Genomic DNA, 12,489 nt, shown 5'->3' with positions numbered 1-12,489 from the left:
TATCCGGCCAGCAACGCCCGGTCAGCAGTCCAGCGTCGTATCCAGCTCCCACTGGGTCAGGTGGCGCATATACGACTCCCACGCCTGCCGCTTCAAACCGATATAGGCGGCAGCGAAGGATGGCCCCAGAGCGTCACGGAGCAGCGCGCTTGCCTCGAAGGCGCGAAGGGCATCGAGCAGATTGAGCGGCAGCGGCCGCGATCCGGCTGCGTGCGGTTTGGCCGCAGACATATTCAGGTCGAGCGGCGGACCCGGGTCGCGTGCCTTGGCCAGCCCGTCCAGTCCCGCGGCCAGCAGCGCCGCCTGCAACAGATACGGGTTCGCTGCCCCGTCCGCGAGGCGGTACTCGAGCCGGCCCGGCGCGGGCACCCGGATCATATGGGTCCGATTGTTGCCGCCCCAGCTTACCGCGTTCGGCGACCAGGTGGCCCCGGACACCGTCAGCGGCGCGTTGAGTCGCTTGTAGCTGTTCACCGTCGGATTGGTCAGCGCGCACAGCGCCTCGGCGTGAGACATGACACCGCCCAGGAACTGATGCGCCGCCGCCGACAGGCCCAACTCGCTGTCACCCAGGAAGATGTTTTCCCCATTCTTCCAGAGCGAGACATGAACGTGGCAACCGGAGCCGGTCAGGTCCGCGAACGGCTTTGGCATGAACGTCGCACGCAACCCGTGCCGCTCCGCGATCGTGCGGACCATGTATTTGAAGAAGACATGCCGATCGGCGGTTACCAGTGCGGAGGCATAGGCCCAGTTCATCTCATACTGGCCGTTCGCGTCCTCGTGGTCGTTCTGGTACGGTTCCCAGCCCAGCGCCTCCATCGCGTCGCAGATTTCGGTGATCACGTCGTAGCGGCGCATGAGCGTAAGCTGGTCATAGCAAGGCTTCGGCTGCCGGTCGGCGGCATCGGCGATGGCCTGGCCGCTGGGCTGGATCAGGAAAAATTCCGGCTCGACGCCGGTGCGCATCTCCAACCCTTGTTCGGCGGCCTTGACGATCAGCCGGCGCAGCACGTTACGGGGTGCCTGCTCGACAGGTGCCCCGGACATCCAAAGGTCGGCGGCCATCCAGCCGACCTCGGGTTTCCAGGGCAACTGGATCAGGGTCGTGGGGTCCGGCAGCGCCAGCATGTCGGGATCGGCTGGGGTCATGTCGAGCCAGGTTGCGAAGCCGGCGAAGCCCGCGCCGTCCCGCGCCATGCCGTCGATGGCGCGGGCCGGCACCAGCTTGGCCCGCAGGACGCCGAACAGGTCGGTGTAGGCGATCAGGAAGTTGCGGATGCCACGCTCGCGGGCGATGCCTGAAAGCTCGGTCATCTTGCGGGGGCGGTCATGACGGCACGGGCTCCGGCGTAGCGTTCATTGCCGGAGCGTGAGGGCGATTGGTTTCCGGCGTCAAGGCGCCTGTCCACACCACCAGGCTGAAATCGTGGGTCAGTCGTCGAACCTATCCGATTTGAAGGGAAATGCTCCCGCCGCCTGCCATGGCCCGTTTCGGTAGATCCACAGGTGCAGCCCGATTGCGATCACCTCATATGGCATGAAACCGGCCGACATTTGCATGTGCAGCGCCTTCGCCACCGCCGGTTCAACCTTGTTCTGTATAGTTACGTGTGGACGCCACGCCTGGCGATCCTGCGGTGTCAGGCGCGCCGCCCAGCGAGCGCGAAAACCCTCCCGCAGCCGCTGCAACCGCGCAGAATTTAGCACGAAAGCAACCCCGTGCCCCAGAAAACGGAGGCCGGTTACCTGAACCGGGAAAGGGGCTTCCGCCGCCGCCTGGCGGGCCGCGTCCGAGATGTCCAGATCACTCGGCAGCGCATGAAACAGCGTGACATGTGCCCCGACCACCAGCCGATCAGCCGGGAAGTGAGCGGTCCGCAAAGTGTCGAACCGGGCCTGGGACGTGTCGTCCAGGATCAAGGTCAGGATGAATGGCGCTGGATCGGCTGCCATTCGCCTACAAGGCCAGCTTCAAATAGGCCCCCAGTTCGCCGATGATCCCACGGCGGAACGCCAGCACGCAGATCATGAAGATCACGCCCTGCGTCACCGTCACCCAGGCACCGAACTGCGCCAGGTAGTTCTCCATCGAGGTCACTACCAGCGCGCCCAACGCTGGGCCGAACACCGTGCCCAGGCCGCCCAGCAGGGTGGTCAGCACGACATCGCCTGACGTGGCGGAATTCACGTCGGTCAGGGTGGCGATGCCGAACACCAGGGCCTTGGTGCCGCCGGCGATCCCAGCGATCATGCAGGACAGCACGAAGGCGATCAGCTTGTAGTCGTCGGTGCGGTAGCCAAGCGATGTCGTACGCGGCTCATTCTCCCGGATGCCCTTCAGGACCTGCCCGAATGGCGAGTGAATGATGCGATAGACCAGCAGGAAGCCGCCGATGAATATGGCCGAGACAACCCAGTACATCGTCATGTCGCCGGACAGGTCGATGAAGCCGAACAGGTGACCGCGGGGGACCTGCTGGATGCCGTCCTCACCCCCGGTGAACGGCGCTTCCAGACAGAAGAAGTACACCATCTGCGCCAGCGCCAGGGTAATCATGGCGAAATAGATTCCGGAGCGGCGGATCGCCAGGAAGCCTAGCACAAGCCCCATTATGGCACCCGTGGCGCCGCCCAGGATGATGGCGATGGAGGCGTCCACGTGCCAGGTCTTGATCGCCCAGGCGGCAACGTAGCTGCCCATCCCGAAGAAAGCCGCCTGACCGAACGACAGCAGGCCGACATAGCCGATCATCAGGTTGAACGAACAAGCGAACAGCGCGGCGCACAGCACCTGCATCAGGAACACTGGGTACAGCACGAAGGGGCAGACCGCGATCAGCACGACCATCACCACGAAGGCGATGAACTGCGCCCGCGAAAATCCGAACATCTCAGGCGGCCTTTCCAAACAGGCCGCGCGGCCTGACCAGTAAAACGATGACCATTACCAGGAACACCACGGTGGCCGAAGCCTGCGGATAGAACACCTTGGTCAGGCCCTCGATCACGCCCAGCCCAAAGCCGGTGATGATCGAGCCCAGGATGGACCCCATGCCGCCAATCACCACGACGGCGAACACGATGTTGATGAAGTTGCTGCCCATGTTCGGATTCACCGAGTAGATTGGCGCCGCCAGCACGCCGGCGAAGGCGGCCAGGGCAACGCCGCCGCCGTAGGTCAGGGTGATCAGCCGCGGCACATCGACGCCGAAGGCCTGCACCATCGGCGCGTTTTCCGTCGCCGCCCGCAGCCTGGCACCGAGCGACGTCTTTTCGATGATAGCCCACGTGCTGAAGCAGACCACCGCCGCCGCCAGTACGACCCAGCCACGATACTTCGGCATATACATGTAGCCGAGGTTGACCGCGCCCTGCAGGACGTCCGGAATGCGGTACGGCATGCCTGAACTGCCATAAGCGTTGCGGAACAGGCCCTCTATCACTAGCGCCAGGCCAAAGGTCAGCAGCAGGCCATACAGGTGATCCAGTTTATACAAACGGCTGATAATGGTCTTCTCAAGAACGATTCCAAATAAGCCGACCAGCAACGGAGACAGTATAAGCGCCGGGAAGTAGCCGATGCCCACGTAGTTCAGCAACATCCAGGAGGCGAACGCTCCCATCATGAACAGCGCCCCGTGGGCGAAGTTGATGATGTTGAGCATGCCGAAGATAACCGCCAAGCCAAGTGACAGGCAGGCGTAGAACGCGCCGTTTATAAGGCCGAGCGTTGCCTGGCCAAGCATGGCCGACACAGATACGGTGGTGCCGAAGACGGTGAAACTATAACTCAGCAAACCACTCATACCAACGGCCCTTGATGTTGACCGATAGCCGGTCAACGGCCGTCGGTATCTGATTGATTTCGCGCGCGACCGCCCCACCAACCCACCGCGCATACCAGCCAGCGCTTTGGGCCGCTGGTATCATACCCGTGTTAACCTCATGTTGCTCGCCGGCTTTTCGTCAGGCCTTGATGAAGGAGCAGTGGCCGTCAGCCAGCGGGCGGAAGGCCTGGTCCCCAGGAGTGGTCGCCACGAGGTTGTAATAATCCCACGGAGTTTTGCTTTCGCTAGGCTTTTTCACCTCGAACAGATACGACGTGACCAGGTTACGGCCATCTTGGCGGATTTTGGACTTGCCGAAGCAGTCGTCCTCGACCGGCATCGCCTTCATCCGGTTCACGGTCGCCACACCATCCTTCTTGGCCTCGGCCGCACCCATGTCGGCGACCGTCTTCAGGTAGTGCAGGGTGGCGGAATAGCAGCCCGCGTGAACCATGTTGGGCCAGTTGTTCGGTGTCTTCGGCTTGACCCGATTGGTAAAGGCGCGGGTGCGATCATTCAGGTTCCAGTAGAAACTCTCCGTCAGGTTCAATCCCCCGGCGACATCCAGCCCCAGCGCATGCACGTCGGTGATGAACATCAGCAAAGCGGCAATCTTCATTGATGCGTTAAGGCCGAACTCATGCGCCTGCTTGATGGCGTTCTCCGTGTCGCCGCCGGCATTTGCCAAGCCGAGCACTTTCGCGCCGCTGGACTGCGCCTGCACCAGGAACGAGGAGAAGTCGGTCGTACCCGGAAATGGATACTGCGCCGCCCCCAGCACCTTGCCGCCGCTGCTTTGGATGAATGCCGTCGTATCCGATTGCAACTGCTTGCCGAACGCGTAATCGGCGGTCAGGAAGTACCAGGCATTGCCGCCCGCTTTCACCACGGCGCCGCCCGTCGATTTCGCCAGCATGTAGGTGTCGTAGGTCCAGTGGATGAAGTTGGGCGAGCATTGCTCGCCGGTCAGTGCCGACGAGGCCGCGCCGGAGTTGAGATAGACCTTGTTCTTCTCCCGCACCACCGACTGCACCGCCAGCGCCACCGAGGAGGTCGGCACATCCAGCAGCATGTCCACGCCCTCCCGGTCGAACCATTGCCGAACAATGGAAACCGCCAGGTCCGGCTTGTTCTGATGATCAGCGGCGATCACCTCGACATTCAGGCCTTTGGCGGACACGCCGAAATCCTCCAGCGCCTGCTTGGCGCAGATGACCGAGGTGGCGCCGCCGGTATTGGCATAGGGGCCGGACTGGTCGTTCAGCACGCCGATCTTGATGACCGGATTCTGGGCACGCGCGGGCTGAGTTAACGGCAGCGTGGCGGCCGCGATGGCCGTCTTGAGCATGCGACGACGTGAGGTTTGCATGAGATTGCCTTGATGCCTTGAAATGAAAAGACGGTCGTTCTAGCGCGGACGGAAAGCCGCATCAGCGACCTGCGGACATGGCCAAAGCGCCCGCCGCTTAGCTTGCCTGGGTCACCGGCTCTAGCACCTGCCGTGCCAGGCAACCCCGACGAGCCGGACCATGACCGCGCGGAAAGTCTTGCCGATGTATCATGTTTGCCGCCGGCCAACATCACACGCCCAGATAATCGTGCAGCTTGTCCATGCTGGCTTCGAGTTCGTGGTTCGGGATCATGTCGACGATCTTGCCGTGCTCCATGACGTAGTGGCGGTCGGCCACGGTCGCGGCGAAACGGAAATTCTGTTCAACCAGCAGCACGGTGAAACCACGGTTCTTGATCTCCCGGATGGTGCGGCCGATCTGCTGCACGATCACCGGTGCAAGGCCTTCGGTCGGTTCGTCCAGCAGCAGCATCCTTGCCCCGGTCCGCAGGATGCGGGCGATCGCCAGCATTTGCTGCTCGCCGCCGGACAGGCGGGTGCCATGCGCGGTCTTGGCACGCTCCTTCAGGTTGGGGAACAGCGCATAGATCGTTGGAATGTCGAGGCCGCCGGGTGCGACGACCGGCGGCAGCATCAAGTTTTCCGTCACCGACAGCGAGCCGAAGATGCCGCGCTCCTCGGGACAGAGGGCAATGCCGGCGCGAGCGATATGATCGGGGCTCAATCCGATCATTTCCGCGCCGCGAAATGTTACGTGCCCCTCCCGTCGCGGCACCAGGCCCATGATGGATTTCATCGTCGTGGTCTTGCCGGCGCCGTTGCGGCCCAGCAACGTGACGACCTCGCCCTCGCGCACCGTGAAATCGACGCCGTGCAGAATGTGGCTTTCACCATACCAGGCGTTTAGAGCGCTGATCTCAAGCATCCGCGGTTCCCAGATAGGCGGCGATCACCTCGGGGTTCCTCGACACCGTGTCATAGTCGCCCTCGGCCAGGATCCTGCCGCGGGTCAGCACGGTGATCTTGTCGCAAAGGCCTTCGACAACCGACAGGTTATGCTCGACCATCAGGATGGTGCGACCTTCGCGAATGCGGGCGATCAACTGCACGATCCGGTCCACCTCGCCATGCGCCATGCCGGCGGTGGGCTCGTCCAGCAGCATCATTTCCGGTTCCAGCGCCAGGGTCGTGGCGATTTCCAGCGCCCGCTTCTGGCCGTATGCCATGCCGGCGACAATGGTGTCGGCGAAGCCGGCCAGGCCGACATCGGACAGCAGCGCCCGCGCCCGGTCCTGGTAGATCCTGAGGCTGCTCTCCGAGCGCCAGAAGTCAAAGCTGGCGCCGCGGGCACGCTGCAGCGCCAATCGCACATTCTCCAGCGCCGTCAGGTGCGGAAACACCGCGGAAATCTGGAAGCTGCGCACCAGGCCGAGCCGTGCCACCATGGCCGGCTTCATCCCCGTAATGTCGTGGCCCTTGAAGATGATCTTGCCGCGGGTGGGCGGCAAGAACGACGTGAGCAGGTTGAAGCAGGTTGTCTTGCCGGCGCCGTTCGGGCCGATGAGCGCATGGATCGTGCCGCGGCTCACGCGCAGCGCCACGTCGTCCACAGCGCGGAAGCCGCCGAACTCACGGGTCAGGCCTTCGGTTTCCAGGATGATGTCTGTCACCCCCGGACGTCTCCTCGTTAGATTTGCTTAATGTATAGGGCGTTATGCATAGACTTTGCCCAGGCGCAAGGCCGTCACCGCGCCAAAACCATGAACAGTGCGACTTTGGCGCGCAGAAGACCGAGATTGCTGTCGTTGGGTGGAACGCCGATTGCTATGCCTCAAGTTGGTTCCGGCTCATAGCCACCGCCTTCCGAACGCGCGGGGCGCTTTGCCAACGAAACGATCGATATACGAAAATGAGTTCACATTGGTGTCCAGCTCAGTCGCCAGACCGCAATTTATTAAATATGTGCAACGACATTGCACGTTCGATTCATTAAAGTAAAAGATACGATATCGCACTAGAAAGCCAACGTAAAGGCGGTTTATCAATAACTTGTCGTCAGCATATTGTTTGGCCTTCGAACTAGCGGCGACGACTCGTTCTGCAACTAACTTTTTCGAAACATTCTTCTTGCCGCTGCCGACACCGGTCGGGCAAACATCACATATGCGTGATTTCGGTTGATCACGCATTGAGCCGTCAGAAGGAGGTTTCAGTGCAGCTACATCGCGCGTCAGCAGGAATGCCGACAGGACTTTCGTTTGATGTGCCCGATCTGATGCTGATGCAAGCGTGGTCGGAATTTCATGAGCTTCGCATGGAGGTGGAACTGGACTGCTGCATTGAAGGTGACGAGTACGAGGAGATGGTGGCGCTGTTCACGCTCGCCAGCGGGTTTCGCCGCTGGATGATCTGGCGCTCCTGCGACGGGATCATCGTGCAGCCAATGGTCGGCCGCCCAATGTTGTTCGACAAATTGACGGAAGCACTGGATCTGCTGATCCCCGCACGGGATTGAGGCGTGAAACAAATCATGCAGGAGTCCACCAATCAGTAACCCCTAATACTCTTCATCGACTTCCCCCGCGGGATCACCGGGGTCGCGGCGTTGATCGGCCGGGGGATCGCGGCTGTCCAGGTTCAGCGCGGTGTTGATGAGTGCAAGATGGGAAAACGCCTGTGGAAAGTTGCCAAGCTGGCGGCGGGCAATGGGATCATACTCCTCCGCCAGCAGGCCGACGTCGTTGCACAAATCCAACAGCCGAGCGAACATCGCTCGCGCTTCCGCGGTGCGTCCTTGTAGCACCAAGTTGTCGACGTACCAGAAACTGCACGCCAGGAAGACGCCTTCCTCGCCTTTCAGCCCGTCGTCGGTTTCGTCCGTGCGGTATCGGCGGATCAACCCATCGACCATCAGGTCGCGGCCGATTGCCGCCACCGTGGCGTCAATCCGCGGATCCTCAGGCGGCAGAAAGCCCACCAGCGGCAGCAGCAGCAGGCTGGCATCCAGCGCTTCGCTGCCAAACGATTGAACAAAGGCATTGCGCTGCGCGTTGAAGCCATGTTCACACACGGCTTCATGCATGCGGGTGCGCAACGCGCGCCAGCGATCCACAGGTGCTGGCAGCTTGAAGGTTTCGGCCGAGCGAATCGCCCGATCCACGGCAACCCAGGCCATCACCTTGGAAAAGGTGAAATGCTGCGCTTCGCCCCGCACTTCCCAGATGCTCTCGTCCGGCTGGTGCCAGATCGTCTCCAGATGGGTCACCAATGACCGTTGCAGATTCCAGCTTGCCGTCGGTTTGACCAAGCCAAGCGCGGCCTCCTGATACAGCGCGTCCACCAGTTCACCGTAGATGTCCAGTTGAAGCTGGGAACTGGCGGCGTTGCCGATGCGCACCGGACTGGCGCCTTGATAGCCGGACAGCCATGGCACCTCACACTCCCATACCAATCGCTCACCGCTCAACCCGTAGAGCGTCTGCAATTGGGAAGGTGAGCCGGCGACGCTGCGGCGCAGCCAGGCGCCCCAGGCCTCCGCCTCCTCGCGATAGCCAGCATGCATCAGCGCGATCAGGGTGAACGTCGCATCGCGCAGCCAGCAGTAGCGGTAGTCCCAGTTGCGCGTTCCGCCCGCCTGCTCCGGCAGCGATGTGGTAGGGGCAGCGACGATGCCGCCGGTTGGGGCGTAGCTCAGCGCCTTCAAGGTCAGCAGCGACCGGTTCACCTGGGCGCGATAGGTGCCGCGGTAGGTGCAGCGCGCGGACCAGGCGGTCCAGACGGCGTCGGTCTCATCCAACGCGCGGTCGGCATCGGGCGGTACCGGCGGATCGAGGTGGGACGCCGCATGCGTCATCACGAAGCGGATGCGCTGGCCGGCCTCGGCGGTGAAGCCGGCGACTGTGGTCATTGCCTTACCGTGCAGCTTGACATCGCTGTGCAGCACGACCTGATCAGGACCAGCGACAGCCAGAATACCGCTGCCGTGCTTAAGGCGCGTGACCCATGGGACGGCGGAGCCGTATTCAAAGCGTAGCGCGAGATCGAACTGCATCTCGACCGTGCCGGTGCGGCCTTCGACGATGCGAACAACCGAATTGCTTTCGACCGGCATGAAGTCGATCAGCGCGACCGAACCAGATTCGGTCTCGAACAGCGTCTCAAGGATCATCGTGCCGGGAAGATAGCGACGGGTGACCGCCAGCGGGGCAGCATTCGGCGCGATCCGCCAGCGCCCGTTCGCGGGTGAGCCAAGCAGGGCCGCGAGGCAGGCAGGACTGTCGAAGCGCGGCCAGCACAGCCAGTCGATGGATCCCATCTTGCTGACCAGCGCCGTGGTATGACAGTCGCCGATCAGGGCGTAATCCTCGATGGCGGCGGGGTGTGGATGCTCCGCCACGGGATTGGGTTGTTTCGGATCAGGGTGACCGGCGGCGGCGTGACCAGAATTGGCAGATGCTCCGCGGCTAGCGGACATCAGTTGGCGCGACCCGTCACCCGTTGACCACCATTACCCAGGCAGTAACACGCCGCTCCGCTCGGCACCGGGCGTTCCATTGGACAGACATAAGCGCCGGCGTAGCATGTTTGGCCACCGCCGCCGGGCGAAACAGCCGGGCCGGGCGTATAGACCTGCGGCGGCGTATAGACAACTGGCGGGGCGGCGTAATACGGCGGCGGATAGTAGATCGGCGGTGGAAGATAGGCCGGACCATAAAAGCCTGGGAATCCAAACCCGAAACCGACGAACACACGTGCCTGTGCCGGGGATGGAACGGTGGCAAATGCTCCGATCACGGCGCAGGCCGCGAGGGCTATGGTTGCGCTACGGAGAGACGGGATGCGGAAACGGCTCATTACCTCTTCCTAGTGTCGTCGTGTAACCGGAGTATGTCAAAGTCAAGCAGGGTCCGCTACTGTCGATACGTCCGTGCGGGCGCGGTGGTTCAAGTTCTCACAGCTTGGTGCGACGCCGGCCAGCCAGGGTAAAATGGTTGTCGTCCGATTTCGGCTTGCCGCCGTCCATGTCACGAGCCAGGCCATTGCGTTGCCAAACGAGGAAGCTCCAGACGCGGACGACCCGCGGCTTGAAGCGCATCCGGTTGAACAGGCCAAGCTGCCTGCGGTGCCAGGCCGACCATTTGGCGAACAGCAGGATGTTTCGTGTTGCTCGCGCAGACCGGTTTATCGATGGCCATGTTCAGGGCGTTGATGACCGCGTTGGCGACAAGCGTGGCGTCTGCACTATAATTGCAATGCCACGCGTGCCACCGACTCGGCCGCCTGACAGGTGTGTGAAAGATCCTCTAGATGTCTGCCGACGCCCTTCTCGACGATCCCGCGCAGATCCTGCGTCGGGTGTTTGGCTTTGCTGGATTTCGCGGTCAACAGGAAGCAGCGGTCGACCATGTCGTGCGCGGCGGGGATGCGTTGGTGCTGATGCCGACCGGCGGCGGCAAGAGCATCTGTTATCAGGTTCCCGCGCTGGTTCGTCCCGGCACGGCGGTGATCGTCTCGCCGTTGATCGCGCTGATGGACGACCAGGTCGCCGCGCTGCGCCAGGTTGGCGTGAACGCCGGCGCATTGCATTCGGAACTTGATCCAGCCGAGGCCCGAGCGGTCACCCGCGACCTGATCGAGGCGCGGCTGGACCTGCTCTATGTCTCGCCAGAGCGACTGCTTGCCAGCGGCACGGCCGACCGGCTGTCGCGGCTGCGGCTGGCGCTGGTTGCGATCGACGAAGCCCATTGCGTCTCCCAGTGGGGACACGAGTTCCGGCCGGAGTTCCGCGCGCTGACCCGCCTGCCCGACATGTTTCCCGGCGTGCCGCGGATCGCCCTGACCGCAACCGCCGATCCGCGCACCCGCACCGACATCCTGGCGGCGCTACGGATGCCGGATGCGGCGGTGTTCGCGTCCAGCTTCCATCGGTCGAATCTTCGGCTGTCGGCGGCGCCGAAGGTGGGGGAGACGGCGCAGCTTCTGGATTTCCTGAAAGCGCACAAGGGCGAGTGCGGGATTGTCTATTGCGGCAGCCGAACCAAGACCGAGCGGGTGGCGGCTAAGCTGACGGAGAAGGGCTTTCCGGCGCTGGCGTTCCATGCCGGCCTCGACCCGGTGCACAAGCGGGAATCGCTGACCCGGTTCCGCTCGGGAGAGGCTTTGGTGGTGGTGGCGACGATTGCCTTCGGCATGGGCATCGATCGGCCCGACGTGCGGTTCGTCGCGCATCTGGACATGCCGGACAGCCCGGAAGCCTATTACCAGCAGATCGGCCGAGCCGGGCGGGACGGTGATCCATCGGATACGCTGCTGCTGTTTGGGGGTCAGGATGTCGCTCAGGCGCGCCATTGGCTGGCGCAGTCCGCGGCGCCCGAAGCACGCAAGCGGGTGATGCGCACCAAGCTGGAGGAGATGGTGGCGCTGACCGAAGCGGTGACCTGCCGCACACGGTCCTTGCTGACCTGCTTCGGAGAGACGCTGGAGGGACAATGCGGTCACTGCGACAACTGTGAGGCCCCCCCGGTCACCGCGGATGCGACCACCGAAGCTCAGATGGTGCTCTCCGCGGTCTACCGCACGAACCAGATGTTCGGCGCGGTGCATATCGTCTCCGTGCTGCGCGGGGAGCGGACCGAAATGGTGCTGCGCCACAACCACGACAAGTTGCGCACCTTCGGTGTCGGCGCGGCGCATGGCGCTGGGTACTGGCGTGGGCTGATCCGCCAGTTGATCGCATTGCGCGCACTGGACGTGGATACCGTCGGCCACGGCGGACTGTTCCTGGTGCAGGAGGAGGCCCGCCCGATCCTGCGCGGCGAAACCAAGGTGATCCTGCGACAGGGTGGCGCGCGTCCGGCGCGCGTCGAACGGCCGGAACGTGGCCGGACCGCTGCCATGGCGGCACCGGCGGCCGCGCCGGTCTCCAATGCGGCGTATGAGGCGCTGCGCCTGTGGCGGCTGGCCGAAGCAAGGGGACAGTCGATCCCACCCTACGTCATCTTCCATGATTCGGTACTGCGGGAGATCGCCACGATCCGTCCCACCAGCCTTGATGAGCTTGCCCAGATCAAGGGTGTCGGCGCCTCGAAGCTGGACCGGTATGGCAGCCGGGTGCTTGGCGTGTTGAGCGGACAGATCCCGAACGGACTGACATCCGGTGGATAGGCACCGTGCGCCCACCACGGCGTATCCGTGATGGCTTGAGCCGGCGAACCCACGGCCGGCCGTTGCCGCCGATCCAGGGGGCGGATGGTTCGCTGCCAGTAATCGATTGGCGCCTTGGCGGGTTGAGCAAAAGGACCGATAAGC

The 12,489-nt window shown here is 63.0% G+C and carries 11 protein-coding genes; 2 read left to right on the top strand and 9 right to left on the bottom strand.

Going from position 1 to position 12,489, the window contains the following annotated elements; genetic code table 11:
• Positions 1 to 21: 21 nt before the first annotated feature.
• The 7 genes from glnT to ACQY4S_RS08970 form a co-directional block, all read right to left on the bottom strand.
• Positions 22 to 1,317 carry a type III glutamate--ammonia ligase gene (gene glnT, locus ACQY4S_RS09000; RefSeq protein ID WP_428484865.1) on the bottom strand — a complete coding sequence of 432 codons (1,296 nt, stop codon included), beginning with the start codon at positions 1,315 to 1,317 and terminating at the stop codon, positions 22 to 24.
• Positions 1,318 to 1,434: 117 nt separating this feature from the next.
• Complete coding sequence (locus ACQY4S_RS08995; protein WP_428484864.1) at positions 1,435 to 1,956, bottom strand: 2'-5' RNA ligase family protein; 522 nt, start codon at positions 1,954 to 1,956, stop codon at positions 1,435 to 1,437.
• Between the two features lie 4 nt (positions 1,957 to 1,960).
• Positions 1,961 to 2,893 carry a branched-chain amino acid ABC transporter permease gene (locus tag ACQY4S_RS08990; RefSeq protein WP_428484863.1) on the bottom strand — a complete coding sequence of 311 codons (933 nt, stop codon included), beginning with the start codon at positions 2,891 to 2,893 and terminating at the stop codon, positions 1,961 to 1,963.
• A 1-nt stretch (position 2,894) separates the two neighbouring features.
• Complete coding sequence (locus tag ACQY4S_RS08985) at positions 2,895 to 3,809, bottom strand: branched-chain amino acid ABC transporter permease (RefSeq protein WP_428484862.1); 915 nt, start codon at positions 3,807 to 3,809, stop codon at positions 2,895 to 2,897.
• Between the two features lie 160 nt (positions 3,810 to 3,969).
• Complete coding sequence (locus ACQY4S_RS08980) at positions 3,970 to 5,199, bottom strand: ABC transporter substrate-binding protein (RefSeq protein WP_428484861.1); 1,230 nt, start codon at positions 5,197 to 5,199, stop codon at positions 3,970 to 3,972.
• A gap of 211 nt (positions 5,200 to 5,410) precedes the next feature.
• Positions 5,411 to 6,106, bottom strand: coding sequence for an ABC transporter ATP-binding protein (locus ACQY4S_RS08975; RefSeq protein ID WP_428484860.1), 696 nt, complete (start codon positions 6,104 to 6,106; stop codon positions 5,411 to 5,413).
• A complete protein-coding gene (locus tag ACQY4S_RS08970; protein ID WP_428484859.1) occupies positions 6,099 to 6,851 on the bottom strand; it encodes an ABC transporter ATP-binding protein in 753 nt (250 codons plus the stop codon). Before ACQY4S_RS08970 ends, ACQY4S_RS08975 begins: the two co-directional genes overlap by 8 nt.
• Before the next feature lie 542 nt (positions 6,852 to 7,393).
• Between ACQY4S_RS08970 and ACQY4S_RS08965 the strand changes: the two genes are divergently transcribed.
• Positions 7,394 to 7,696 (top strand): hypothetical protein, encoded by a 303-nt coding sequence (locus ACQY4S_RS08965; RefSeq protein ID WP_428484858.1) that lies wholly within the window; start codon positions 7,394 to 7,396, stop codon positions 7,694 to 7,696.
• 42 nt (positions 7,697 to 7,738) lie between these two features.
• On the opposite strand, the gene ACQY4S_RS08960 is transcribed toward ACQY4S_RS08965, so the two are convergent.
• Together ACQY4S_RS08960 and ACQY4S_RS08955 are read right to left on the bottom strand one after the other, a co-directional pair.
• Positions 7,739 to 9,655 (bottom strand): glycoside hydrolase family 15 protein, encoded by a 1,917-nt coding sequence (locus ACQY4S_RS08960; RefSeq protein WP_428484857.1) that lies wholly within the window; start codon positions 9,653 to 9,655, stop codon positions 7,739 to 7,741.
• On the bottom strand, positions 9,655 to 10,035 hold the full coding sequence (locus tag ACQY4S_RS08955; RefSeq protein ID WP_428484856.1) for a hypothetical protein: 381 nt from the start codon (positions 10,033 to 10,035) through the stop codon (positions 9,655 to 9,657). Before ACQY4S_RS08955 ends, ACQY4S_RS08960 begins: the two co-directional genes overlap by 1 nt.
• 453 nt (positions 10,036 to 10,488) lie before the next feature.
• Between ACQY4S_RS08955 and recQ the strand changes: the two genes are divergently transcribed.
• On the top strand, positions 10,489 to 12,345 hold the full coding sequence (gene recQ, locus ACQY4S_RS08950) for a DNA helicase RecQ (protein WP_428484855.1): 1,857 nt from the start codon (positions 10,489 to 10,491) through the stop codon (positions 12,343 to 12,345).
• The last annotated feature ends 144 nt before the right edge of the window (positions 12,346 to 12,489 follow it).

The organism is Rhodopila sp. (genome assembly GCF_965276935.1).
Taxonomy (GTDB): Bacteria; Pseudomonadota; Alphaproteobacteria; order Acetobacterales; family Acetobacteraceae; genus Rhodopila.
The sequence above is the reverse complement of the archived record's forward strand: the minus strand, read 5'-3'. Positions and strand labels throughout refer to the sequence as shown.

Excerpts from the sequence above, each read along its gene's own strand:
- ACQY4S_RS08985 (WP_428484862.1), bottom strand. The coding sequence starts at position 3,809 with ATGAGTGGTTTGCTGAGTTATAGTTTCACCGTCTTCGGCACCACCGTA.
- recQ (WP_428484855.1), top strand. The coding sequence starts at position 10,489 with ATGTCTGCCGACGCCCTTCTCGACGATCCCGCGCAGATCCTGCGTCGG.
- ACQY4S_RS08975 (WP_428484860.1), bottom strand. The coding sequence starts at position 6,106 with ATGCTTGAGATCAGCGCTCTAAACGCCTGGTATGGTGAAAGCCACATT.
- ACQY4S_RS08995 (WP_428484864.1), bottom strand. The coding sequence starts at position 1,956 with ATGGCAGCCGATCCAGCGCCATTCATCCTGACCTTGATCCTGGACGAC.
- ACQY4S_RS08960 (WP_428484857.1), bottom strand. The coding sequence starts at position 9,655 with ATGTCCGCTAGCCGCGGAGCATCTGCCAATTCTGGTCACGCCGCCGCC.
- ACQY4S_RS08955 (WP_428484856.1), bottom strand. The coding sequence starts at position 10,035 with ATGAGCCGTTTCCGCATCCCGTCTCTCCGTAGCGCAACCATAGCCCTC.
- glnT (WP_428484865.1), bottom strand. The coding sequence starts at position 1,317 with ATGACCGAGCTTTCAGGCATCGCCCGCGAGCGTGGCATCCGCAACTTC.
- ACQY4S_RS08990 (WP_428484863.1), bottom strand. The coding sequence starts at position 2,893 with ATGTTCGGATTTTCGCGGGCGCAGTTCATCGCCTTCGTGGTGATGGTC.
- ACQY4S_RS08980 (WP_428484861.1), bottom strand. The coding sequence starts at position 5,199 with ATGCAAACCTCACGTCGTCGCATGCTCAAGACGGCCATCGCGGCCGCC.